General features: G+C 39.9%; 24 protein-coding genes. 15 read left to right on the top strand and 9 right to left on the bottom strand.

Annotated features, from left to right (window positions below):
• Window positions 1-41 precede the first annotated feature (41 nt).
• Entirely contained in the window at window positions 42-440 is a 399-nt protein-coding gene (locus R8N23_RS13445) for a hypothetical protein (protein WP_318172125.1), read from the top strand.
• A 22-nt stretch (window positions 441-462) separates the two neighbouring features.
• On the opposite strand, the gene R8N23_RS13440 is transcribed toward R8N23_RS13445, so the two are convergent.
• From R8N23_RS13440 to R8N23_RS13430, 3 genes are all read right to left on the bottom strand, one after another.
• On the bottom strand, window positions 463-1,008 hold the full coding sequence (locus tag R8N23_RS13440; RefSeq protein ID WP_318172124.1) for a hypothetical protein: 546 nt from the start codon (window positions 1,006-1,008) through the stop codon (window positions 463-465).
• 237 nt (window positions 1,009-1,245) lie between these two features.
• On the bottom strand, window positions 1,246-2,931 hold the full coding sequence (locus tag R8N23_RS13435) for an ATP-dependent helicase (protein WP_318172123.1): 1,686 nt from the start codon (window positions 2,929-2,931) through the stop codon (window positions 1,246-1,248).
• On the bottom strand, window positions 2,931-4,703 hold the full coding sequence (locus R8N23_RS13430) for an ATP-dependent nuclease (RefSeq protein WP_318172122.1): 1,773 nt from the start codon (window positions 4,701-4,703) through the stop codon (window positions 2,931-2,933). Before R8N23_RS13430 ends, R8N23_RS13435 begins: the two co-directional genes overlap by 1 nt.
• A gap of 363 nt (window positions 4,704-5,066) precedes the next feature.
• Between R8N23_RS13430 and R8N23_RS13425 the strand changes: the two genes are divergently transcribed.
• A complete protein-coding gene (locus R8N23_RS13425) occupies window positions 5,067-6,068 on the top strand; it encodes a DHH family phosphoesterase (RefSeq protein WP_318172121.1) in 1,002 nt (333 codons plus the stop codon).
• A 276-nt stretch (window positions 6,069-6,344) separates the two neighbouring features.
• Here the strand turns inward: R8N23_RS13425 and R8N23_RS13420 are convergent, their stop codons facing one another.
• Both R8N23_RS13420 and R8N23_RS13415 read right to left on the bottom strand, forming a co-directional pair.
• Entirely contained in the window at window positions 6,345-6,803 is a 459-nt protein-coding gene (locus R8N23_RS13420; protein WP_318172120.1) for an RNA methyltransferase, read from the bottom strand.
• A 47-nt stretch (window positions 6,804-6,850) separates the two neighbouring features.
• Complete coding sequence (locus tag R8N23_RS13415; RefSeq protein WP_318172119.1) at window positions 6,851-7,264, bottom strand: GNAT family N-acetyltransferase; 414 nt, start codon at window positions 7,262-7,264, stop codon at window positions 6,851-6,853.
• 202 nt (window positions 7,265-7,466) lie between these two features.
• Here R8N23_RS13415 and R8N23_RS13410 point away from each other — a divergent pair, with 202 nt between their 5' ends.
• Entirely contained in the window at window positions 7,467-8,273 is an 807-nt protein-coding gene (locus R8N23_RS13410) for a DUF2490 domain-containing protein (protein WP_318172118.1), read from the top strand.
• 4 nt (window positions 8,274-8,277) lie between these two features.
• On the opposite strand, the gene R8N23_RS13405 is transcribed toward R8N23_RS13410, so the two are convergent.
• Window positions 8,278-8,865 (bottom strand): hypothetical protein, encoded by a 588-nt coding sequence (locus R8N23_RS13405; protein ID WP_318172117.1) that lies wholly within the window; start codon window positions 8,863-8,865, stop codon window positions 8,278-8,280.
• Between the two features lie 390 nt (window positions 8,866-9,255).
• Here R8N23_RS13405 and R8N23_RS13400 point away from each other — a divergent pair, with 390 nt between their 5' ends.
• From R8N23_RS13400 to R8N23_RS13355, 10 genes are all read left to right on the top strand, one after another.
• A complete protein-coding gene (locus R8N23_RS13400; RefSeq protein WP_318172116.1) occupies window positions 9,256-10,086 on the top strand; it encodes a prephenate dehydratase in 831 nt (276 codons plus the stop codon).
• Complete coding sequence (locus R8N23_RS13395) at window positions 10,083-11,240, top strand: pyridoxal phosphate-dependent aminotransferase (RefSeq protein WP_318172115.1); 1,158 nt, start codon at window positions 10,083-10,085, stop codon at window positions 11,238-11,240. Before R8N23_RS13400 ends, R8N23_RS13395 begins: the two co-directional genes overlap by 4 nt.
• Window positions 11,237-12,127 carry a prephenate dehydrogenase gene (locus R8N23_RS13390; protein WP_318172114.1) on the top strand — a complete coding sequence of 297 codons (891 nt, stop codon included), beginning with the start codon at window positions 11,237-11,239 and terminating at the stop codon, window positions 12,125-12,127. The genes R8N23_RS13395 and R8N23_RS13390 overlap by 4 nt, the downstream gene beginning before the upstream one ends.
• A 13-nt stretch (window positions 12,128-12,140) precedes the next feature.
• On the top strand, window positions 12,141-13,253 hold the full coding sequence (locus tag R8N23_RS13385; RefSeq protein ID WP_318172113.1) for a chorismate mutase: 1,113 nt from the start codon (window positions 12,141-12,143) through the stop codon (window positions 13,251-13,253).
• A gap of 161 nt (window positions 13,254-13,414) precedes the next feature.
• On the top strand, window positions 13,415-13,792 hold the full coding sequence (locus R8N23_RS13380; RefSeq protein WP_318172112.1) for a hypothetical protein: 378 nt from the start codon (window positions 13,415-13,417) through the stop codon (window positions 13,790-13,792).
• Between the two features lie 134 nt (window positions 13,793-13,926).
• Window positions 13,927-14,673 (top strand): acyl-[acyl-carrier-protein] thioesterase, encoded by a 747-nt coding sequence (locus R8N23_RS13375; protein ID WP_318172111.1) that lies wholly within the window; start codon window positions 13,927-13,929, stop codon window positions 14,671-14,673.
• 214 nt (window positions 14,674-14,887) lie between these two features.
• The gene (locus R8N23_RS13370) at window positions 14,888-15,811 is read left to right on the top strand and encodes an ATP-binding cassette domain-containing protein (protein ID WP_318172110.1); all 924 of its coding nucleotides are present in this window, start codon (window positions 14,888-14,890) and stop codon (window positions 15,809-15,811) included.
• Window positions 15,812-15,822: 11 nt separating this feature from the next.
• Entirely contained in the window at window positions 15,823-16,548 is a 726-nt protein-coding gene (locus R8N23_RS13365) for an ABC transporter permease (RefSeq protein WP_318172109.1), read from the top strand.
• Window positions 16,549-16,592: 44 nt separating this feature from the next.
• Window positions 16,593-18,104 carry a GldG family protein gene (locus R8N23_RS13360; RefSeq protein WP_318172108.1) on the top strand — a complete coding sequence of 504 codons (1,512 nt, stop codon included), beginning with the start codon at window positions 16,593-16,595 and terminating at the stop codon, window positions 18,102-18,104.
• An 11-nt stretch (window positions 18,105-18,115) separates the two neighbouring features.
• Window positions 18,116-19,024, top strand: a complete 909-nt coding sequence (locus R8N23_RS13355; protein WP_318172107.1) for a DUF4340 domain-containing protein — start codon at window positions 18,116-18,118, stop codon at window positions 19,022-19,024.
• A gap of 365 nt (window positions 19,025-19,389) precedes the next feature.
• Here R8N23_RS13355 and R8N23_RS13350 read toward each other — a convergent pair whose 3' ends face one another.
• Window positions 19,390-19,857, bottom strand: a complete 468-nt coding sequence (locus R8N23_RS13350; RefSeq protein WP_318172106.1) for a CBS domain-containing protein — start codon at window positions 19,855-19,857, stop codon at window positions 19,390-19,392.
• A gap of 201 nt (window positions 19,858-20,058) precedes the next feature.
• Window positions 20,059-22,464, bottom strand: a complete 2,406-nt coding sequence (locus R8N23_RS13345; RefSeq protein WP_318172105.1) for an ABC transporter permease — start codon at window positions 22,462-22,464, stop codon at window positions 20,059-20,061.
• A 109-nt stretch (window positions 22,465-22,573) separates the two neighbouring features.
• Between R8N23_RS13345 and R8N23_RS13340 the strand changes: the two genes are divergently transcribed.
• Window positions 22,574-23,020, top strand: a complete 447-nt coding sequence (locus R8N23_RS13340; RefSeq protein ID WP_318172104.1) for a nuclear transport factor 2 family protein — start codon at window positions 22,574-22,576, stop codon at window positions 23,018-23,020.
• Window positions 23,021-23,168: 148 nt separating this feature from the next.
• Here R8N23_RS13340 and R8N23_RS13335 read toward each other — a convergent pair whose 3' ends face one another.
• Complete coding sequence (locus tag R8N23_RS13335; RefSeq protein ID WP_412071647.1) at window positions 23,169-24,824, bottom strand: M1 family metallopeptidase; 1,656 nt, start codon at window positions 24,822-24,824, stop codon at window positions 23,169-23,171.
• 218 nt (window positions 24,825-25,042) lie between these two features.
• Here R8N23_RS13335 and R8N23_RS13330 point away from each other — a divergent pair, with 218 nt between their 5' ends.
• Window positions 25,043-25,837: an alpha/beta hydrolase gene (locus R8N23_RS13330; protein ID WP_318172103.1), complete on the top strand. Its 795-nt coding sequence runs from the start codon at window positions 25,043-25,045 to the stop codon at window positions 25,835-25,837.
• The last annotated feature ends 114 nt before the right edge of the window (window positions 25,838-25,951 follow it).

Genomic DNA, 25,951 nt, shown 5'->3' with positions numbered 1-25,951 from the left:
GTATCTTTATATAATAAAACAGCCGAATTCAATATAGCATTATGAAACCAGAAGATATCAACAGGGCTTGGACCCATCGGCAGATTCTTGAATTGAACTTTAATAATCGACTCAATTTTTTCTTGTTGTTTCAGTCTATTCTCTTGGCTGCTACTGTCAATGGAATTGGCCAGGGCAACGACCATATTATTTTATATGCCATTTGCATTTTTGGCGGAGTCGTTACCATCATCTGGTGGTTGATCCAATCTAAAGAATATCATATGCTCCATTCAGTGAAAAATTACCTCCGTGACCACGATGAAAACTACCGGGAGCGTAGAAAGCTGTACGTCAATTATTTGTCGAAATTTTCGGTTAACCAACTGCTCAGTAAAGTGATACCGCCCATGCTGACTGTGATGTGGATTCTGCTGATCTTGTACCTCCTTTGGGTTTGACGGAAGGAAAGAGCGGCTTGCCTCACTCCTTGATTTCAACCAAAGGATCTGGATCAATGAGCTCAGGAATATCATCAGGCATAGGCGCATAACTCCCTTCTATAGATCCTATACATTCTTCTCCGGTGATTTTGTCAATGAAGTAATGTCCAAAGGCGACTTCATTGTCGATTTGGATTTTGTACATCGCTGTATCCTCTACTATACTATTGTTGAAGCCCAATCGTGGCATACCGAATGAGTTAACAACAAAATCAATTTTCTTTTGTTCGTCCTTTGTTGGGATGTAAAAGCGCTTCATTCCCCAAGTATCAAAGGGTAATATGCGCTGGTGGGTGAGATCCAATTCAAAATCAAAACTCAAATCTTCATCTTTTCTGTCTAGGGGAGTAAATCGGATGATACGCCTAAATAAGACCACTACCTTTTCGGTGTTGGCCCATGCCGTGATTTCGTAATCCTTGACATCGAAAGTGAAATCAGGGTACTTGCTAGCAAGCATTTTATATGCATGCTCGATTAACTCGTCTTTTGGGAGTTCTTTAAGGTTTGGTGTCGAGTGATCCATGATTTGAGCCCATACTAGGGTATGGTTCGTGAAGATAATGAGAAGTAGAAGAGATTTTTTCAAAGGGTGGGATGATGTGAGATGGTGAATGATAACGGTCTCGGCTATGCGTAGTGCGGGATTTCAAAGCACTTCACTTTCCTCTTACCATAAAGTTTGTTTAATGTAATTGCTTTAATATTAGCATTTTCACCCGCATTACGTATAGCCAATGTTGGCGGTATGTGCTTTCTTCAATCAATTTAATTTATTTTCCCACGCAGTTTTGTTTTCTTGGTTAGGTACTGCAATCACCAAAATTTTTCTTGGTCTTGTCATTCCTACATAGGCTATTCTCAATTCTTCACTATCTGCAATGGAAATATTGTCTCTCAAAATTGTTTTGTAAGCCTTACCAACACCTCTGGTTTTTAAAATCAAGAGTGTTGCATCAAAGGTTTCTCCCTTCACACTATGAACAGTCCCAAGACGATAATTTCTATCAAAAATTTTTTCTTTCTCATACAAGAATACTTGGTTGAAACTATAATCTTTTCCTGCATTTTTAATGCTTAATTGAAAGTTTATATTGTTTTTTGTTAATGCCTCATTAGCAGCTGTTATCCACTGTCCAAGTGCGATGTCCGTTTTGGGTAGCAAATTGATAAATTGGTAAACCAATGATTTGAACTTGACAAATCCGAGTTTGTCAATCATACTAGCAACATTCTCCTCTGAACAAAAGGAAAGATTATTTACTTGCTTTAAGATTGCTTTTTCAATTGCTTTAAATCCACTTTTAAAATCACCATTGTCGTAAAGAAATTTCCCTTTTGCAAAGTCTTTAGTGTAATTGTCCTGTGTTACCCAAGGACTTCCATTAAATGGAATTTCAGGTATTCCTGTAATATCGTTTACAAGATTTTTACTTCTATAAATTACGGCAATGGATTCTTCTGTTGGTATAATACCATTCTGTTCACATTCAGCAACGAAATCTGTAACAATTTGCGGCAGATTATTGTCATATAAAATTACTCCCGGTTGATGAGCAAAATCTTTGACATCACTTACTGCTGTTGAAATTTCAGCAAGAGAGGATATATTATAAGTATAATTGCAGATATGTTGTGAGCTTCTGCGACTTTCATTTAGAACTACTGAATTTATCCAACTATTGTACTTTTCATTTAGCAAATCAGGACGTGCATCATTCCATTCAAAAATTGCTTGGTCGGGGTCGCCAACAAGCATTACTTCATTTAATCCATTTTCAATAAGCAAATCAATAATACGCATTTGGATAGCCGACGTGTCTTGTGCTTCGTCAACGATTAAATACGGAAACCTTAACGCAACTGCTTTTGCAATGCTCGGATAGGTTTCAAGAATTTTCATTGCAAAGTAGTTGGCATCAGATTGAGTGGCATAACCTGCCTTATTCCATTTCTTCTTTGACGGAATTATATATCTGTTTTGTTCCCAATTTCTAGGCATTTTATCTTTAACCACAGCATAAATACTACCGTCAATATTGTAACTTAAATTATCAAAGAAACTGTCATTAAAATATTTTCCTGTCCAAATACCGTGAGGTTCGCCAACTAAAATTGGTCTGTTCTTGCATTTTAGTATCAAGTGACCGTAAGGGAGAAAAATATATTTATTAATAAAACTATCTATTGTTCCTAAAAAATGAGGAAATGAAATTCTGTCACCAAGTTTGAATTCATCAGAATATTTTTTTTCTATTTCCTGCCAAGCAACATTTGTAAATGAAACTGCTGCAATTCCCGCATAATCATTTTTCCAATCTAAAATTAATCTTGCAAGTCTTGCACTTACACAATATGTTTTACCACTACCGGGGCAAGCTCGAACAACGAATTTGCCAGATTTGCCAAAGACAATTTCCTTTTGTTTTTCTGATAGCGACTCAAACATTACTCTCCTTTAACTGCAAATTTTATAGCGTTTTCTATGTAGCTTGGTACTTTGAACGCATCCCTTGCTACTTCATCTGTTGACAGTTTAACGGCTAATCTGTGAGCTAATTCGGACTTTGCCTTGTTCGAAATAACTTTCTCTAAAAAATTAGCTGCGTGAGTTTTGATGTTAGCATCAGCAACAATTCTTCCAGCTGCAACAGGGTGCATTTCTTTAAATAGTTCCAGCAGAATGTCTTTATTACCTGTAATGAAAAGTTCAAATTCAAAAGTCCTTTCAGCAAGGAAAACCTTTAGGTTATTCTTTTCAAGTTCTTTCGCTGATTTTGCTCTTGAAGTAATTTCGTCTGTTTCTTCCGCTGTATCATCGTCTGTTATTAAAGAGCATTTTGTCTTTAAATTCTTGCTATCATCATCGTTATTGAAAAGGTTGGCGAAATGAGAAAATGCAACACCGTTTAAGTTCACTAATTCAACTCCTGCCTTGTCAATGTCATATTCTTCTCTTTCTCCGACAATGCGACTAAAAATAGGTAGGAGCAATGCTTCTGAAATACCTTCAACCAAAATTGCTCCATTAGAGAAAAATATCTGTGATTTTGTTACGTCCAAGAATTTATGCAAATACTTATGATTGACCTCTGTAAGTCCTGATTTTTGCAATGAGAGTGCGTTTACTTTGTTTTCTTGGTTTTGAAGAACTATTACCGACTTTAAACTTGCTTTTGCCGTTATCGTTGGCGAATGAGATGAAATGAAAATTTGAAAGCCGTGTTCGGTATCAAGTTTATTTAGGTAATTGAAGAATAAATTTTGTAATTGTGGGTGAAGATGTGATTCTGGTTCTTCTATGAGCAATGCTGCATACGTTTCCTTTTGTTTCTGTTTTCTTTGCTTTAAATCACCTAAAACTGTTGCTGTATAAATTAGATTGTTGTAGCCAAGACCATTTTGGTAAAGCTCAAAATATTTTTGTTTTGTTGGGTCGCCTTCTAATAGTTCGTCAGAGTATAATGGCATTTGAATTTTCAAATTATCTACCAATCTATTGAAGTCAAACGGCAAAAATGAAATATCAACTTGGTGTTGCTTGTTTGAAAAACTTGTTTCTTTTAAATGCTCATTGATTTTTTCTTTTCCTTTATCTACATGTCCTACCCATTCTGCATCGCTGTCAACGGCAGAGCGAACTTTTTTTGCTAATTCACTTTTCTTTTCTTGGTCTTTTTCAATGTCTGGGTCAATTTGAATATTTGTGTATAGTTGCCCTAAGCGATTTCCCCTGATTGGTCGTAAAAATTGTTCAGCATCTCTTAAAGCGTCTAAGTGAACATGATATATTAAATACAATACTTCGGGTGCAATTGCTTGTCCTTCATTTGTTCCGCCCCATACTTTGTACTTAACTCTTTCGTTATCGTCAAGGTAAAATTTAAAATGAAGTTGTAAGTCTTGCGTTCCGTCCTCTTGAACGCTTAGAAGGTCGTTGAACCAAGCTACTTCTTCGGGAACATCAATATGAAAATGTAAATGAAATTCAATGCTGTCTGCATTTTCTGATATAGCGTTTTTGTCAAGATGAAAGTCCGATTTTGTGATGTAAATGTCTCGTCTTTGATTTCCGTAACTCAAACAAATACGAAGTGCATCAATTATTGCTGATTTACCTGCATTGTTCTCACCAATAAGAACATTTAGTCCTTTGTTGAATGTCAGAGAAACGTTGTTTATTCCTCTAAAATTCTTGATTATAAACTTCTCTAAATACATCTATTGTTCTTTTTGGGATTACGTCACTTTTGCATTACCGCCAACGTCCGAATAATACACATGCGTATTATTTACTATATGTATTTGATCGTTTGATTTTGCATAAAATCATAGTTCAAATCAAATAGAGGATGGTTAAGCATTTTTTTAAACGTTTATGAAATTTCTCAGAAGTGCTGCGGTTAGGCCAGCCATTTGGCTGGCAAGGCCTTGCTGCTAGACAGGCCTATAACAAGATTACCTAAATAAAAGGAAGATCGCAAGAGGCAACTGGCCTGGGATGCTAATATTAGTACAGGGATCGTAAAAGTTTGATCCCCGCTTTTGTACCTTCGCGCTCTTCTAAAGTTAGTATCGGACATCATGAATATATACGAACAGATCGTCGCTGAAATTCGCTCAGCCAAACATATAGTGATCACTTCTCACAAGTCACCCGATGGCGATTCGATTGGGAGCTCGCTGGGCTTGTTGCGATTTATCGAGAAGCTGGGATATTCGGCTGTGGTTTGTCATCCAGATGCTGCGCCAGATTTTCTGGAGTGGGTAGGCTTGGAGCCGATATTACTTATGACTGATCAGCCAGCTGAAGTGACAGCTGCCTTCGAAAAAGCGGATTTAATTTTCTGTTTGGACTACAATGGCACGGATCGTATTGGACCCGACATGCAGGCGTTGTTGGAAGCGGCTACTTGTAAGAAAGTGATGATCGATCATCATCTGAATCCACAAGACTTTGCCACGCTGATGGTGTCTGAGACGTCGTCTTCGTCTACTGCGCAGCTTATTGTTGAGTTGATCGTACAGTCGGGGCATGAGACTTTGTTGGATGCTCATATAGGCACGCCTTTGTATCTGGGTATTCTCACAGATACTGGTAGTTTTCGATTCCCGGCCGTAGAGCCCAGGACCCATGAGTTGATCGCCAAACTGTTGGCGGCTGGCGTGGAGCATCATCTCATTCACGAAGTACTCAATGACAACAATACTGCCGATCGTCTGCGCCTGCAGGGCTACGCGATGGCGGAGAAGTTGGAGATCCTGGAAGATTACAAGTTGGCAATCATTCCGTTGACCAAGGAGGAGTTGGTCAAGTACAACTACAAAAAAGGTGATACCGATAATCTGGCTAATCTGGCGTTGTCAATCAAAGGCATGAAGGCCGCAGTGATGATGGCCGAACGCGACGGTATCGTAAAAATGTCTTTCCGATCCAAAGGAGAGGAGAATCCAGTCAATACGTTAGCGGCGGATCATTTCGATGGTGGCGGGCATGCCAATGCTGCGGGAGGAATGAGCAAGGAGTCTGTTGCAGAAGCTCTAGCACACCTGAAGGAGGTAATTCCAGACTACTTTTCGAAGTAGGCGGAGAGTCAAATGTTTTCGTGTCTGAAGTCATCTCGTAGCTTTGCGGAGAGATCTTCTTAGCAGATTGCAGCAAAGTTAATTAGCTGCTAAGAGCTAAGAAGATTCCTTTGGTCGTTCCTTCCTACGGAATGACTTGAGGAGTGGTAGTTTTTGAATGGAACTTCTCGCAATCCCATTTTTTGACTTTACACCTTTATTGGAATTATCTCTACTGCCAGCTACCGGTAGCAGCTAACTTGTTTGGCCAAAAGGCCAGCGAAAGTTGTAAATCAATTAGCTGTTACTCTTCAAATTCCGATCATACATCACAATGCTGCCGGCCACGGCTACATTAATGCTGAGTGTAGTATTGAATTTGATTAAATGATGTGATTTTTCTAGTGCTTTTTTAGGTAAGCCATGATCCTCAGCGCCGAGAAGATAGACGCAATTTTTAGGGTGTTCGAAAGTTTCAAGGGGAACGGCACGATCATCGAGTTCTATACCCACGAGCATGGCGCCTTTGGGCAGTTGTTCATAAAACTCATCAAAATCTTTGTAATGAAAGTAGGGCATGGCACCAGTGGCTTTGTGTGTATCACTGGCTTGTTTGGCGTATCGCTTACCAATGGTGAAGATATAGCTGGCGCCCATGTTTTGTGCCGATCGCCACAACACACCTAGATTCTCAGGTGTCTTGCCGTTTTGAATACCTATCCCGAAATAACCTTGTTTTAAATTATCAACGATCATGATAAGAGCAAAAGTAATGAGGATTTCAAATGAAAACGATTCGTGATTTAATCAAAAGTTTTCTCCATGATCACATAGTCAATACCTCCTTTGTTGAAAGTATTGTCCGTCAGTTTCATGCCGAATTTGGCATAATATGAAGACTTATCCATTCTAGCATTACACCATATTCTTTTGAATTGTTGTTGCTCTGCTAGGCGAAATACATGCTTCAATAATAGCGAGCCATAGCCCTGGCCTTGATGTTCGTTGAGGGTAGCAAATTTCCGAAACTGAGCCTGCTGGTTTTCTATAAACAAAGAGGTCACAGATATTAATTGGCCATTGATAAAAAGACCAAAGTGCTGGCCTTGATCGTCGTTGGGCAGCTCGACATAATCGATGGGGCGATCTGGCCACATGACTTCATGACGAATGGGTAAAGTTTTATCTGGGGTTATCTCGGTGATTTTTGGTTGCATAGGTTGGTGTAGGATTGATCTATTTTAAGTTTCCAGCAAGAATACTAAAACCATGTGATGAAGTCTACGAAAATCAGAAGAGTCATTTCTGAACGAATGATAATTATGGTGCCTAATTGCATGAATACTTTTTATTCTATCAAAATATTACCTTAATTACTTGAAATAATTCAACTGTCATTCCAATACTCTCAACTAGCTCATGGGTAATTTTCGTGTAATTATCTGGCTTGCACTGTTTTGTGTGGGCACTGCCTCTCAATTATCAGCACAATCGCTGAGCTATCAACCACCTCCCGAAAAAGTAAAAATCAAAAGTACCGGCGTCTGGTTCGGCCTTTACACCAAATACCATTTTAATGATAAGTGGGCTTACTATGGCGAATATCACATCCGTCGAAGAAACGGGTTCAAAGATATGGCGCAGCTTTATTTGAGGTTTGGGGTTACTTACACCCTGGCCAAGTATGCAGATCTGACGGTTGGAATCGTCAATCCTTACTATTGGGCCCCAGATCAGGATGATCCAGACCTTGACAACGTGGTGCCTCAGTTCCGAACCTGGGAACAGTTGGTTTTTGCGACACCTTTTGATCACATTAAATTGTATCATCAGCTAAGGTTCGAACAGCGATATAAGCGAGGTTATGAAAAAGGCTCCGATTTCAAATTGACGCATCGATTCAGATATAAAATCACTTTATATGTACCGCTGAATAAACCAGCATTTGAAAATCACACCTTGTTCTTAAGTTTTTATGAAGAGATATTTATCCAAGCGGGTGAGAGTATCGTCTACAATCATTTGGAGGACAGTAGAACCTATCTAGGTATGGGTTATAATCTTAGCGAGAAGCTACAAGTGCAGGCAGGTTATATGTACTCTTTTCGTCATTTTGGTGCTCCCCATGTTTATGAGAATAGGAGCATTTTTCGTTTGAGCTTATATCATCATTTGGACTTCCATCTCGACAACCATCGAGAGAAACGGGATATCCCGATACATTAATCGCTTATTCTACTTTCTTCTCCAACTCTCCTCGGAGGTATAAGTTGTACTCGTCGCAGGTAAGTTTTCCGGATAGTCCAGAGTAAGGGCAAGTTTGATAAACAGCGCCAAACTTGCCAGGGGTAATCAAGACGCCGGTTCCATTACAGAGCGGACAATGCATATAATCTGAAGGACAATCAAAATAGCCTTGTGTGGTCAATTGTTTTTGCGTTCTTCCAATCTCAGCTTCTCGTTGATTCTTAAATGCCTCATTCGCTAACTCCAAATATTCTCGGACCTCATCATTGAATTGGCCGGTAGTCCCTTTGAGTTCTACATACTTATTCAACCAGTTGATGGCTTGTTTGTATTTGCCTAGATGATAAGAGTTTCTGCCAAAATAGTAAGCCAGATTACTTGGTAGTTTGGTCATTTTACTCAAGGCGTCCCTAAAAAACTGATCTGCCGCTTCGTAGTACCCGGCCTCCATAGCCTCCACACCACGGTCCATACTAGTCAGTGCTTCGCGCTTGATGATGCCTTGCGCAAAAGATGCTTGTCCCAGGCAGGTGAAAAGAATGATTACGAAGAGTGTCTTAATTGAGGACATATATTTTTTTAATGTAAAAGGAAAATTGAACGCTGCGATCAAACTACTTATCTTAATGCAATGACATTAAACAAAGTTGCAAATTAGAGTAACTAATCAGTTTTTGATAGAATAATTGCAAAATATGATAGTGTTTTCTTGAATTATTGAAAATGTGCTATTTTTTTCTTGCAGATGTTTTGATATTAAAAATTTGATGAGCACATTTGAATCGTTAAATAACAAGATGAACAACACAAGAACATTTTTCTGGAACTATTATTACTTTTATTTCTATGCGATAGCAAAGGGGTTGAAAGAATAGTTCTTTAGTGTTTTTGAAGAAATATAGCAAAGCCCCGAAATTATTCGGGGCTTTTTTTTTACCAAAAATTTGAATTTTAGAATCTAATGGAAATAGGCATACAAGGAGTAGAGGGATCATTTCACAACGAAGCGGCAAGTTCGTACTTCGTGGATAAGGAAATTTCGATCCAGCCATTTCATGACTTTCGGTCATTGGCTAAATCTATTCAGGCCAAAAAGATGGACTATGGTGTGATGGCCATAGAGAACACCATCGCAGGCACCATACTTCCCAATTATGCCTTGATCAACGAATACGATTTGAAGATCACTGGAGAGATATATACGCGAATCGAAATGAACCTCATCGCCCACAAAGGTAAAAAAGCTTCAGATCTGGATCAGGTGTTTTCGCATCCTATGGCATTGCTGCAGTGCGCTGATTTTCTAGCGAACTATCCTCAGATCAAATTATCAGAATACGATGATACGGCTGATAGTGTTAGAATGATTCGGGACAAGAAGTTGGTGAATGCAGGAGCTATTGCCAGTAAATCAGCCGCGTCGATCTTTGATATGGATATCTTAGATAGCAATATCGAAACCAACAAAAAGAACTACACGAGGTTTTTGATCATGAAAAGCCGAATGAATGGACATGACCAAGTGCCTCAAAAAGCTTCTCTCAGAGTGATCACAAAACATGATCCGGGAGCTTTGGCTGATGTACTATTGATCTTCAAACTCAATGGCATCAACATGACCAAAATTCAATCTATGCCTATATTAGGTAAGCCCTACCAATATGCATTTAATATAGATGTGGTTTGGGAAGATTATGACAATTACAAAGACGCACTGCATGCGTTGAGCACAAAGGCTGAACTCGTGAAGGTGCATGGAGAATATAAAAAAGGAAATATACCAGCGGTATGATAGAAGTAGCTAACAGAATTGCGGAAGTAAAAGAATATTACTTCTCCAAGAAACTCGACGAGATCAGGGAGATGAACAGTCGAGGGTGTGATGTGCTCAATTTAGGTATTGGAAGTCCTGATTTGCCACCTGCTAAACAGGTAACGGACAAATTGGTGGACAGTGCCAGCCAAGCGAATACGCATGCCTATCAGTCTTATCGATCTATCCCTGAGTTGAGAGAGGCGATTGGCAATTTCTACAGAAGACACTACAATGTTAATCTGAACAGTACCACCGAGATCTTGCCGTTGCTAGGTTCTAAAGAAGGGGTGATGTACATCTCTATGGCGTTTTTGAATCCAGGAGATACGGTTTTGATTCCTAACCCTGGTTACCCAGCCTATAAAACAGCTGCGGATATGATGGGGGCGAATGTTGTGAACTTTGATTTGAAAGAGGACAACAACTGGTTTCCTGATTTAGAGAAATTGGACCCAGAGGTATTGGCTTCCGCCAAAATGATGTGGGTCAACTACCCAAACATGCCGACAGGACAAAAAGCTTCTAGCGTGTTGTTTGAGCAATTGGCAGCATTTGCTCAGGAGCACAATATTCTGGTGGTGAATGATAACCCATATAGCTTCATTCTTAATGAAACGCCGATGAGTCTGTTGTCTGCGCCTGCCGCGAAAGAAAACTGTCTGGAACTGAATTCCATGAGTAAAGCATTTAATATGGCAGGCTGGAGAGTAGGTATGGTTTGCGGACGCGAAGAGTATGTGAATGCCATATTAAGAGTAAAATCAAATGTGGACTCAGGCATGTTCAAACCGGTACAAGAGGCTTCTGTTGAGGCGTTGAATTTACCTGATTCGTGGTTTGAAGATATCAATATCGAATATGCTCAGAGAAGAAAATTGGCCGAACGGATTTTGGACATTTTAGGATGCACCTATGATAGTAAGCAATCGGGTATGTTTATGTGGGCGAAAGTCCCGGCAGGAAGAAAGAGCGAAGAGTTTATCGAAGAGATACTGCAAGAGCGATTTGTCTTTATCACTCCAGGAACCATATTCGGGTCGAACGGTGAAGGGTACATCAGAATCTCGCTTTGTTCGAATAAAAAAATGTTTAACACAGCCATAGAAAGGCTTGAAATGGTGAAAGCATGATCGTATCAATAATTGGTCTTGGATTGATTGGTGGGTCTGTAGCACTGAAGCTCAAGAAAAGTGGGTTTGCCCGTCAGGTGATTGGTGTGGATGTGAACGATGAGCATGCAGAAAAGGCGATCCAACTAGGTTTGGTAGATGATACTTTGGTTTTGCCAAAAGCATTAGCCATTTCAGATTTGGTGATTTTGGCTATTCCTGTGGATTCGATAAGAAAGTTATTACCAAGTGTGTTGGACCGAATAGAAGAGGGGACTACAGTCATCGACTTAGGTTCTACCAAGGCGGGTATTTGCGGTGCAGTATTAGGCCACCCCAATAGGAAGAACTTTGTAGCGGCTCACCCCATTGCAGGTACGGAGAATTCTGGGCCAGAGGCAGCATTCGATTCTTTGTTTGATGGTAAAACTGGAATCTTATGTGATCGAGAAGAGAGTCAGGAGTCTTCGTTTCTTTTAGCGAAAGCTTGTCTGGAAGCGCTAGACATGCACGTGGTAGAGATGGATAGTAAGTCACATGATTTACATATTGCTTACGTCTCACATTTGTCTCACATCAGTTCGTTTGTCTTAGGACAAACAGTATTGGAGATTGAAAAAGATGAAGCTACCATTTTCAATATGGCGGGGAGTGGATTTGAATCTACCGTTCGTTTGGCGAAAAGTTCTCCGAAAATGTGGGGGCCTATTTTCAAACAAAATCAAAAACACATATCCGACTCCCTAGGAGCTTATATAGAAAATTTGCAAGCATTTAAAAATATGATCGACGAAGGGCAAGAAGAAGCCATGATGGATTGTATGGAGAATGCCAATGAGATCCGTCGAGTATTGGATGGAATCAATGATAAATCAAAAGAAAGAGAAAAACTGAATCAAATTATTTAGAGTATACATAGACATGGACGTAAAATTAACTTTATCCCCACTGGAAAACTGGATCGAAGGACTCGACCAACCACTAGTGATATCTGGACCCTGTAGTGCAGAGAGCGAAGAGCAGGTATTGGAAACTGCCAGACAACTGAAAGAACATACCAACATCAAAGTGTTGAGAGCGGGTATTTGGAAGCCAAGAACCAGACCGGGCGCTTTCGAAGGGATCGGTGTCGTAGGTTTGAAGTGGTTGAAGAAAGCCAAAGAAGAAACCGGATTATTAACAGCTGTGGAAGTAGCTACTGCAGAGCACGTGGAATTGGCTTTGAAATTCGGTGTGGACATCCTATGGGTGGGTGCTAGAACAACGGTGAATCCTTTCGCAGTACAAGAAGTGGCTGATGCATTGAGAGGTTACGACGTACCTGTATTAGTTAAGAATCCAATCAACCCTGATTTACAATTGTGGATTGGTGCTTTGGAAAGAATCAACCAGGCGGGTATCACTAAGTTGGGTGGTATTCACAGAGGTTTCTCTCCAATGAGTGGTTCGCAGTACAGAAATGATCCGTCTTGGGAGATTCCGATCGAATTGAAAAGAATTGTGCCTGAGCTCCCAATGGTATGTGACCCAAGTCATATTGCAGGAAACAGAACGTTAATCGAGCCTATTTCTCAAAAAGCATTTGATATGCAGATGAACGGAATCATGATCGAATCGCATATCGATCCTGACAATGCATTGAGCGATGCCAAGCAGCAGATTACTCCAAAAACATTGGCTGGCATTTTGGACCGATTGATTATCAGAGAACCAGAAACTGAGAATGTTGATTTCGAGTTAAGATTGAAAGAGTTACGTTCTAAAATTGATAAGATTGACAGCGAATTGCTAGAAGTGATGGGAGCCAGAATGCAGGTGGCTGAAGAGATTGCGCTTCATAAGAAGGAGCATAACATTACGATCCTTCAGGTCAATAGATATGAAGAGATTATGAACGATCGAATCAAGAAAGGTAAGAGTGTATTGCTGAAAGAGGAGTTTGTGAAACATTTGTATGAATTGATCCATGACAATTCGATCAAACGTCAGACAGAAATAATGAATTCAGAAAAAGCAACAGGCGAAGCAGTCTAAGAATTTTCTAACTCAAATTCGAGCCGAATCACCGTTGTGTGATTCGGCTTTTTTTGTAAGTATTGAAATCAATCTTGAAATAATTCAAATATCCTACACCTCCCCTTTGAATTAAAAATCTATTACCATAGATTTGCACCTCGAAAATTAATAGCAGAACAATGGCTGTAACAAGATTAAAAAGAAAAGGAAGAAGAAATAAAGTGGTCGCTAAGACTAAAGTGGCTACAATCCAGAGATTAGGCGCTACTCCAGTGATCAAGCAAGTAGATATTGAGCAAATGAAAGAGGAGTTCAAATCTGCTGCTAAAGCACCTAAGAAAGCCGCTGCTAAAAAAGAAGAGGCACCGAAAGATGCTGTAGTAGAAGCTCCAGTAGAAAAAGCTGCTCCTAAGAAAAAGGCTGCGGCAGCCGAGGCTGCTCCTAAAAAGGAAGCTGAAGCTAAGGAAGAAAAAAAGCCTGCAGCTAAGAAAACTGCAGCTAAGAAGCCAGCTGCTAAGAAAGCTGCCCCTAAGAAGGAAGACAAAGAAGAAAAATAATAAGCATCAAGCTTACACTCAAAGAACCATTCTGATAGCTATCGGAATGGTTTTTTTATGCCCAATTTTGAATGAGTAGTGAATTGTTATCGTTCGAATAATTAATTTTCTACCTTATTATTCTAATCTGCCTAATGAACGACTCTATCTATTTTCACAACATACAGGTTTCGTCAAAAGACTGCACCAAGCATAAAACCATTAAGTTGCCCAACCTGTTGGATCATATGCAAGAAGCAGCCTGGTCCAATGCCACCAAGTTGGGATTCTCTACCATTGACCTGATGGAAAATAACATCACCTGGGTGATGAATCGTATGTGTTTAGAAATTTTACGCTTACCTGAGCATAAAGAGGAGATAAAGGTAGAAACGTGGCCGGCCGCTATGGATAAGTATTTTACAAAGCGGGATTTTAGAGTTTGGAGCAATGATGGCGAATTGCTTGTAGAAGCTACTTCCAACTGGCTGGTGATGGATATTAGGGAACGAAAGCTTATCGCTATACCAGACTATATAAAAGAGGCCAATTTCATAGTGGATCGAAATAACATTTCACCCATTTCGGAGAAAGTAAAATACATTCCAAATAATACGGAACGATCGAGAGATATTCAAGTGTCCTGGTTTGATATAGATATCAATGATCACGTAAATAATATCAAATATTATCAGTGGGTCTTGGACAGTCTGGGAGGTGAATATTTGGATAGCCATAACCTAAAAAAGATTGATATCACCTTCAAGCATGAAGGGAAATATGGCGACACTTTTATCTCCAATTCTTTTCAAAGTGAAGAGTCAAATGTCTGGATGCACTCGCTAGATCATGCCGAAACTGGTGTGTCTCATATCGTCGCAAAAAGTTGGTTTGCAGAATAGTGGAGGTACGACTCGCTCTAAAATTCAGCTTTGATTTAAGTTTCAGACTACATTTGATTGGTAGGAGTCTTTGGCAACAAGTCGTGCCTCCACTCCCGACCAAGCTTAACAAAATTTAACACCAACCATATTTCCAACTCTTGAAAAAATTGTTTCCCATTTCTATACTTGCGGACTCAGTATAAAAAATTATTAAACTCAATCTGTTTAGTACATGTCGATAGTAATTGAAAATCTGACTAAGAAGTACGGAGAACAAAAAGCGGTCAACAATATCTCGTTTGAAATCAAAACGGGAGAGGTGGTTGGTTTTCTTGGGCCAAATGGTGCAGGAAAGAGTACGACCATGAAAATGATCACCTGCTACATGTCTCCAAGTTCTGGCGATGTAAGATTGGACAACCTGTCTATTCTTGATCAACCAGAAGAAGTGAAGAAGAAAATTGGCTACCTGCCAGAAAATAATCCACTCTATACAGAAATGCCTATCGTAGAATATCTACGGTTTGCAGCTGAAATTCAAGGGGTCGAGAAAGCTAAAATCTCTTCGCGCATAGCTGAAATGATTGATATGTGTGGTTTGGGATTGGAAAAGCACAAGAAGATCAACGAACTGTCTAAAGGCTACCGACAAAGGGTGGGATTGGCCCAAGCCATGATTCATGATCCTGAAGTACTAATTCTAGATGAGCCTACCACAGGACTTGATCCTAATCAGATCATAGAGATTCGAAAGCTCATTAAAAAGCTTGGTAAAGAAAAAACGGTGATTTTGAGTTCGCACATTCTCTCAGAGGTGGAGGCTACGTGTGATCGAATCTTGATCATCAATAGAGGTAGAATTGTAGCGGATGGTTCTTCAGAAACTTTGAGAAAACAATCTCAAGGGCAAGAACTTCTAAACGTAAGTATTGAAGCAGCAGACGAAGTAGTGAAGAAGGAGTTGTTGGCATTGGCAACTGTTGAGACGGTCACAGCTGTGGATGGCAAATCAGGGTTATTTACTGTGCAAAGTAAGCCTGAACAAGAATCTCGTAAGGCGATTTTCGATTTGTGTGTCAGCAAGAAATGGTATCTCACAGAATTGAGAGGAATAGAAACTCAACTCGAGGATGTATTTAGAGATTTAACGAACTAAAAACATAAGAAATGAACAAAATTTGGATTATCACTAGAAGAGAACTAGCCTCATTTTTTGATTCGTTGATTGCCTATGTAATCATCATCATGTTTTTGGGGTTCACAGGATTTTTCACCTGGTTGGCCGGCAATAATATATTCCTTATGGGACAGGCCGATTTGCAGGTATTCTTTCAAATAGGATTCTGGACATTATTCTTTTTCATTCCAGCGTTGACAATGAAAATGCTGGCCGAAGAAACTAGGTCAGGAACGATTGAATTGCTCAGTACAAAGGCCATTTCTGATTGGGAGATAGTAACAGGCAAGTTCATGGCTTGTTTGCTGCTTGTATTGATTGCGCTCACTTGTACCATTCCTTATTATGCAACTGTGAGTCAGTTGGGATCGGTGGATCACGGAGCAGTAATAGGTGGCTATATGGGGTTATTGTTATTGTCTGCCGGTTACATCAGTATCGGACTGTTTGCGAGCTCTATTACCAACAATCAGATCGTAGCCTTTTTGATTGCCTTATTGATAGGGATATTCTTTCAGCTACTATTTGACATTATGGGCTTCACATTTAGAGGAGCTGTAGGTAATGTATTGAACTACCTGAGTATGAGAACACATTTCGATTCCTTGTCAAGAGGAGTGATAGATAGTCGTGATCTGATTTATTTCTTTTCAGTGATAGGTGTGGGGCTGACGTTTGCACAAGCGATGTTGTCCAGAAGAAACTGGCAATCATAAAACCTAAAGAAAGGAATTACCAATAAGATTAAAGAATAAGAAACATGAAGAAAAATACTGTAATAATCAGATTGATGGTGTTTGCACTCATTTTGGTAGTGGTAAACATGATTTCTTCTAAACTGTATTTCCGACTGGATTTTACAGAAGATCAAAGATATACCTTGAGTAAAGCGACCGATGATATCCTTACCAATTTGGACGATGTCATTACGGTGAAAGCTTATTTTTCGGAGGATTTGCCTACTCAGCTAATCAGCAATCGTCAGGATTTTGAGGATTTGCTTTTGGAGTACGAAAATAGAAGTGAAGGAAACATCGTCTATGAATTTATTAGTCCCAATGAAGATGAAACATTGGAAGCTGAAGCCCAGCAAAGCGGTATCCAACCGATCATTATCAATGTATCAGAGAAAGATCAGGTACAGCAGTTGAAAGCTTATATGGGTGCCGTATTGATGATGGGTGACAAGAAGGAAATCATTCCTGTGGTGCAGCCCGGTGTCGATATGGAATATGGTTTGACGACTTCCATCAAGAAGCTATCTGTAACTGATAAGCCAAAAGTTGCCTTGCTCCAAGGGCATGGAGAACCTTCTCTCCAGGAAGTAGCTCAGTTAGCACAGCAGCTTTCTGTGCTTTATGAAGTGGAGACGATTGATTTGTCTGAAAAGACTGAAGTTCCTTCCTATGTAAGAACTTTGGCAATCATTAATCCTAGTGATACCATTTCTTCAGTTGAGTTTTCGAGAATCGACGATTTTATGAGCAAGGGTGGGGCAGTCTTTGTCGCTTACTCTAATATGAACGGCGATTTGCAGCAAGGCTATCTGAGCAAAGGAGATGATATTGGTTTAGAAGGCTGGTTAAGAAATAAGAATGTGAATTTAGGTAGCCAGTTTGTTGTAGATGCGCAGAGTGGATCTGTGAGTGTACAGCAAAATAACGGCGTGTTTACTTACCGATCTCAACTGAAATTTCCTTACTTCCCGATGATTAGCGACTTTCCTGAGCACCCAACTACCAATGGATTGGAAACATTGATGCTACCCTTTGTGAGTGCGATCAATTATACAGGAAATGATACTACAGTCAATTACAGTCCGTTAATGCTAACCTCGGAAATGTCTGGGTTGGCACCGACGCCATCTGGTTTGGATATCCAAAAAAGATGGAATGAAAATGATTTCAGAGAGGGAACTCAAACGTTAGCTGTCGCATTGGAAGGTTCGCTGGTGGGAAACCAGGATTCTAAACTGGTGGTGATAGCCAACGGACAATTCATCATCAATGGCAATCCGCCTCAGCAGATCAGTGAGGATAATGTTAACTTCGCTTCGAATGCCATCGACTGGTTGTCTGATGATACCGGCTTGATCGATTTGCGAACCAAAGGCATAACGAACAGACCTTTAGAAACAGTAGAAGATGGAGCGCGTGAAATGCTAAAGTATGGAAATGTGATTGTGCCGATTCTTCTGGTTTTCATTTATGCTTTTATCAGAAGGCAACAGTACATGAGCAAGAAACAACAATGGATGGAAGGCAATTTTTAATCAGCTAAACAATGAAAAAACTATCTAACGGAAAATTATTAGGATTGCTTCTGGCGTTGTGCGTAATCTACTTTGTGGTGGACTTTACAGGTAGCAAAAGTAAAAGCAAATCTCTAAGAACAGAGCTTGTTGATATTGATACGGCTAAAGTTAGCCAGATCACAGTGGAGGCTCCAGGAAATAAAAAGGTGCAATTGGATAAGGTAAAAGGCGAGTGGGAACTCACCTTAGACAACGGTAAAAAAGTCGTGGCCAGTCCAAGTGCAGTAGACAACGCGCTTTACGCCTTGTTGAGTATTAAACCGTCCAGAATGGCCACAAAATCTGAAGCCAAATGGAAGGATTATCAAGTAGATTCAGCGGGTACCAGAGTTCGAGTGTATGAAGGAAGTAACAATACTCTAGACTTAGTTATTGGCCGCTTTGGAATGGAAGGACAACGAGCGTATCATACCTTTGTCAGACTGTTTGAAGATAAGGAAGTATATGTCGCAAAAGACTTTATGGGCTTCTCCGTTTCTTCGGATGCATCAGCCTATCGAGATCAGGTGTTGGCCAGAATTAAGAAAGATTCCGTTGCGGCAATTACATTCAACTATCCAGCAGATTCATCCTTTAGACTGGAGCGAATTGGAGGAGCTTGGCAAGCTAATGGTAGTGCGACTGATTCGACGGCTGTTGCAAAATACCTGGGAGGACTGGGCTACGTGAATGGTAAGGAATTTATGGACGATGAAAAAGAGCTAACCGTACCAGTAATGTCTGCTACTGTAGATATGAATAATGGTCAGACTATTTTATTCGATGCCTATCAGAAGGAAGGAGACTGGGTTTTCCATTCGTCTGACAATGAATTAGGATACTTCAAAGACGAGACTATTTTAGATAAGGTCTTTGTTGGCCTATCTGAATTAAGATAATTCTTAGGAATAAAAATATCTCTATTGGAAAAAAAGAGAATGTTTTCTTGAGCATATAACAGACGCATCTCATTTTTGAGCAGATGAGACTAATAATGAGGTTTTAAATCGACATTGAATAAATTTTGATAAAAAATTCAGGCCTTGAGAATCATTATTGAAATCCACTGTTTGAGCGTAGCGAGTTTGGATTTCATTTTGATAACAGACTGAATTTTAGAAATTTATTCATAGTCTTGGGTTTTTTGCTTCGTTTTTGGGCTAAGCCAAAAATGAAGGACTCTATAGTCTGAAGCAACGCTAATCCGGTAAATAGGTGGCTCTTAAATAGTCTTACTCAAGAACTGATTAAAGCGAGAGTTGGTCTAGTGCCAGTTCTCGCTTTTTATATTTTTAACGGCCCTCATAATGTCCTTTTGACTAATCTGTCCAACTAATTTTCCTGTTTCATCCAATACCGGAAAGCGTCTGATCTTCTTTTCAAGAAACATATTGGCAGCTTCGAAAATGTTTGTGCCGGGAAGAATGGTGATTACATTTTTAGCCATATGCTCACTTACTTTGCCGTCCATGATCGGATGGTTGTGGTATTTGCCTTTCACTACTTCTTTAAGGCAATCTCCTTCGGATATTACTCCGCAAAGTTCTTTTTGATCATTGACTACAGGGGCTCCTGATATCCGGTGTTTGAGTAACTCATCTACCACTTCCATCATACACTGATCCGGGTGAAACGTGATGAGTTTGGTAGACATGTAATCGCTTACTGATACTGGCTGTGCCTCTACGGAAGTGTCCTTCTCTATTTGTGCGCCTTTATAATTTTTTACCATGCTAGTTGGAGTTTTGGTGGAGTAATAAGTTAGTCAATTTCACGATGAATCGCAATAGTGAAAATTTGGAGTTGGTCAATAAAAAAGCGAAGCCACCTGATCATTAGGGAGATTTGTAAATGATCAAATGAACTTCGCCATCACCAAGATTCTAGCTGCCTGTCCGTCTGACAAGCAGCATTTCATTATTAACTAAACATTCTATTCGTCCCTCAATACCTCTGACGGATTGGATACAATCACTTTATAGAAATTGCTCAAAACGGTAATCGATGAGATTACAATAGCAAGCACGCCTGCCAATACATAGGGCAATACGCCAATATTGATTCTGTAAGCGAAATCATCTAACCATCCCTCAACAAAGTAATAGCTAAGAGGAATAGCAGAAGCAAAAGCTATTACAATTAGGATAAACTGCTCTTTGTAACCCACATAGAAAAGTTTTAAGAAGTTGGCCCCTAATACTTTTCTGATACCTATTTCCTTCATTTTTTGCTGAGCTAAGAATGAAGCCAGAGCAAACAAGCCAAGGCAAGCGATGATCACAGTCAGAACTGCAAAAGTCCCTAGTATTGACCCCATATTGTTTTCCTCTTGATAGAGTTTGCGCAATTCCTCATGTAGCATTTTGTAAGTGAATGGAACGTTGTTGACATTCTTTTTCCAGACGTCTTCTAAGTGAGCAAGCGTGGCTTGGTCGGTATTGTTGAGTCGAATGGCGATATGTCTAGTGAAGAAATTGCCATTGTTGTTTTGTCTGTTTCTTCTGACATCAAGTGCAAATGGCCCAATGGGAGAGTGTAAGGATTTATAATTGAAATCCTCAACCACGCCTACAATTTTTTCGTTCCCGTTTCTTGTAACCATCCGCTTGCCGATGGCATCCTGAGGGTTGCTGTATCCCAAAGTTTTTACCATCGATTTGTTTACGATCATAGATAGAGAATCTTCTCGTGCATATTTCACAGAATAGTCTCTACCTGCAATAATTTCCATACCTAAAGACGAAACAAATTCTTCATCCACGATTAGTGCAGGATAGTAGTTCCATTCTCCAGCGGTCATTCCTTCATGATTGAATTCATGATTGTTATTGTTTACCGCTAGGATATCACTCATCACGGTTACATTTTCAACTGCCGCATTGCTCATGAGTTGGGTTCTAAAAGCATCATAGGTTTGCCCTATTCTAGTGTTGGCTACATCCAACACCATGATCTTATCCGCATCGAAACCATAATCCTTATTGTTCATCATAGCCAATTGGTTGTAAGTCACGTAGGTGAATATGATCAATACAATGGCAATGGTAAACTGCGCGATTACAAGCACTTTCCTTAGTACCTTACCACTGCCTTGAGATATCATTTTTCCTTTGAACACAACCAGTGGGTCAAAAGATGAAATAAAGAATGCTGGGTAGACGCCAGATAAAAAGCCTATTAAAAACACTATACCAGTCATAATAGACAACATTTTCAAATTGAATAGTTCTCCAAGGCCTATTTCTAATGTAGGTTCTAAATAGGATATAGAAGCAAACGAAATGATGAGGGCAAAAAAGTAGGCAATGAATGCAATAATGATCGATTCGGCCAAAAACTGAATGATCAACTGACTTTTAGTAGCACCAGTCACTTTTCTTACGCCAATCTCTTTTCCTCGCAAGAGGGAATAGGAGGTGGATAAATTCACAAAGTTTACCATGGCTATGATCAAAAGAAAGACTGCACATGAGGCAAAAATGTAAACGTATTTAATATCGCTATTAGGCGCCATTTCAAACTCAAGATGAGATTTGAGATGCACATCTTCGATGGGAATTAAATAATGAGAAGTGCCATCTTTTGCTCTCTCGTCGTAAAACTTATCGATAAATTCAGGCAGTTTGGCTTCAAATTGCTTAGGATCTACATTCTCTCTGAGCGTGATGTAAGTCCATGCCGGATTCCAAACCCAGTTTCGCTGTAAGAACTGAAAACCATCGACCGTAGCAAAGGAATGAAGCATGCTCGTTTTAATGTGAGAGACAGAATTTTGTCTATAGACTCCAGTGATCTCAAATTGATTTTGAAAACCTACTCGGGTAATTTTTTTGCCCATGGGGTCTTCATCACCCCAGTACTTTTGGGCCAAAGATTCTGAAATCACGGTAGTGTTTGGGGCGGTAAGGGCAGTTTCTTTATTTCCCTGAATCAATTCGAAATCCATCATGTCAAAAACCGAAGAGTCCGTGAAGTACACGTACTTTTCATTGTACAATTCTTGATTTTCTAACTGTATGGTGACGATTGGATTTTGGAAATCGAAAAACCGAACCATGTATTCAATGTCGTCAGGAAACTCTTTCAACATATACTTTCCTGTATTGGGCGGGCAGCTTGATGAATTCTCAGTGAAGTTATCGCTTTTGATAACTTCAGCTACTCGATACATCCGATCCGAGTTAGGATGCCCAGTATCGTAGCTGAGTTCCTTTTTGATATACAGGGTAATGAAAATAAAGGCGGAAAGGCTTATGGCTAATCCAAGGATATTGATCGATGAAATCAGCTTGTTTTTGGCTAGGCTTCTGAGTGTTACTTTTATATAGTCTGTGAGCATAATGAGTTGAGTTTTTGATTAACAGCTATTACGGAGATGCGGTTGCGCTGTTATTAGTTTTACATGAATGGTGATTTTTGCATACCCAAAAACCATTTATCTTAGTCTAATGAACAAATCACCATTAGACCAATGGCATCAAATGCTGGATGCCATGGATATTACCCAATTAGATCAAGTGATAGATAAGCAATGCGTGTTTCATTCACCTATTGTTTTTAAACCTCAGGAAGGGAAGCGACTGACTATTATGTATTTGTCCGCAGCATTCCAGATGTTTAAGGAAGCTGACTATTTTAAATACATAAAAGAGATTGTCCAGGGTCAGCAGGCCATGCTTGAGTTCAATGCCGAAACTGATGGTATTCTGATCGATGGCGTGGATATCATCACCTGGAATGATGATGGCCTGATTACTGAATTCAAAGTAATGGTTAGACCCCTTAAAGGCATTGACTTGATAAAAGAGAAGATGCTAGCTCAGCTAAGTAATATGTCCACCTTTGACAAACTCAAGCTCAAAGGAGGAGTGCTTTTGGATAAGTTGAAGTCGTAGAATGGAGATTATTAAAATTTGATTGTCATTTCGACTTCAGGAGAAATCTTAATGCCAACTGATGGGCATACTGAGATTTCTCACTATTGTTCGAAATGACAAATAAAAAAGTGTGCGATGCTTGTTTGCGCTCACAGTAAAAATGGGATTAAGACCCCATCACATTCAAAACAGTCACATAGAAGTTTCGGTCAACTTCAATAGTGGTATCCTCGTCGGCATCCATAAACTGCCAATTGGTTTTAGTCTCTAACCATTGTTCTTTTCCGTTCATATATACTTTGAGCGGCAGGTCAAAACCTTCCACAACCCCGGACCAGCGGTAAGCCATTTTGCCATCTCGGATCACATATTCAAAAACTGGCAAACTGCTATTTCTCAAATACTGATCAAAAACGTATTGGAAGTTTCGGCCAGCTTGTTCGCTGATATATTCTTCGATTTGCTGTGTAGTGACAGTTTGGTGATAAAAGGTCTCATTCAAACCTCTTAAAATGCCACGCCATTTATCGTCATCATTAATGGCTTGCCTTATAGTATGCAATACATTGGCTCCTTTAGAATAGACATTGCCATGTTCTTCCGAGTTTACATCATAATCCCCAATCATTGGAATTACATTTTTTATACCTGCTCTTTGACCTCTGACGTATTCTGCACCAGCTTCTTTGCCAAAGAAGTATTCGGTATATAGCCCCTCTGAGTAGCACGTAAAACCTTCATGTACCCACATGTCGGCCATGTCTTTGTAAGTGATGTTGTTGGCAAACCATTCATGCCCGGTCTCATGGGTGATGATGTAATCCCATTTGAGTCCCCAGCCTGTGCCTGACAGATCTGTGCCTTTGTAGCCATATTGGTAGTCGTTACCATAGGTAACAGAACTTTGATGTTCCATGCCCAAATAAGGCGCTTCCACAAGTTTGAAGCCATCTTCGTAAAATGGATAAGGTCCAAACCAATGTTCAAATGCTTCCAGAGTTTTTGGAGCCAGTTTGAAATGCTTTTTAGCTTTTTTAAGGTTCTCTCGAAGTACGTAATAGTCCATGTCTAACTGCCCGTTTTCTCCTTCATAGACTTCACCAAAGTGAACATAGTCTCCAATGTTGATATTCACTCCATAGTTATTGATTGGATTGTTGACGAACCAATGAAAGGTTTTAGTACCGTCTTTGTTGTCATCTACGCCACGAAGTCTGCCATTCGATACATCCATCAGGTGGTCAGGCACTGTGATGCTCATCAGCATGCTATCCACTTCATCGTACATGTGATCCTTGCATGGCCACCAAACGCTGGCGCCTAGTCCCTGACAGGAGGAGCCTACGAAGTCATTGCCGTTGGAATCTTTTGTCCAAGAAATACCACCATCCCAGGGCGCACGAACCGCCTCTATGGGTTTGCCGCCATACGAGAGCATCAAACTATTCACGCTTCCAATTTCTTGTTTGTCCTTGAGCACGATGAAGTGGGCTGGCCCTTCATTAGTGAACTCCAATTTCTGACCATTTTGAGTAGCCTCATTAAGTGTAAGAGGGGCTTGAAGATCGATTTGAATGACTTGATTTTCAGTTAGTACTTTATAATCTACTCGGTTGGTGCCTTGGATGGTTTTGGCAGCCGGGTCTACACTGATAGCTAAATGATAATAAGTCAAATCCCACCAAGCACGTTCGGGTGTGATGGAACCCCTCAAACTATCCAGTCTTGTATATTTGTTGTCCGGTGATACATCTACTTTCGAAGATTGAAGAATCATGAAAGAAGATAATGTGGTAAAAAGGATAATGGCTACTCGTTTCATTCTGGGATCGTTATTTGAAATCAAAAATAGAAAGAAATCAGCCAGTACCGAATGTAAGATTCTGGAATGATTTTATCATACAGATTACCCATTTGGGTGGAACTATACATTGATAATTGGTATTAATGGAAATGAATTGCTCAATCATAAATTTTGATAACTTTGGTTAAAATAAAATCAATCATAAACCTGACTTAGGTCGCAAAGCAGCTAACAAAATGCCATCAATCAAGATTAACGGTGCAGAGATATATTATGAAATACACGGCATAGGTCCGGAGACTATAGTTTTTAGTCATGGTTTACTAATGAGCGGGAAGATGTTCAAAGCGCAAGTCGATTATTTCAAAGCTCGATACAAATGTGTGATTTATGATCATAGAGGACAGGGCAGAAGTGAGGTGACCGAAGAAGGTTATGATATGGAGAGCTTAACTTCGGATGCCATTGGATTGATCAATGAGCTGAAACTTGGACCATGTCACATGGTAGGACTTTCTATGGGAGGTTTTGTCACGATGCGATTGGCGGCACGACATAGAGAATTGTTGAAGTCCATCATGCTTGTTGAGACCTCTGCTGATGTAGAGCCTAATAAGTTTAAGTATAATCTGCTGAATACGATTGTAAAGCTATTTGGTGTCAAGGCCGTCATCAACAAAGTAATGCCCATCATGTTTGGTCAGACTTTCCTTAATGACCCTAATCGTCAGGATGAAGTGGAATATTGGAGAGGGGAAATTTTGAGTAATCAAAAGACCATCACAAAATCGGTTACTGGTGTCATTCAAAGAGACAGTGTGAGTAAAGAGTTAGGGAAGGTATCAGTGCCTACACTAGTCATTGCAGGTGATGAGGATGTAGCCACCACTTTAGAAAAGGCTCGAAATATTAAATTGAAAATCCCACAAGCACACTTAGCCGTCATCAAACGTGCCGGTCATTCATCGACCATCGAAGAGCCTCGACAAGTGATCGAGGCCATGGAGGTGTTTTTGAATGGGGTGCATTAATACCTTTCGCGGGCTTGTCCCGCGAACTGTCTGAGGATACAGCAGTTGTATGTAAGACAGATGCTGCAACAGGTGCGGCAAGGTTAATAATCCCCTCAGAGTTACTCAATAGAG

This window comes from Reichenbachiella sp., from assembly GCF_033344935.1.
Lineage (GTDB): Bacteria > Bacteroidota > Bacteroidia > Cytophagales > Cyclobacteriaceae > Reichenbachiella.
Note: the sequence above shows the minus strand (reverse complement) of the source record. Positions and strands in the feature narration are given on the sequence as shown.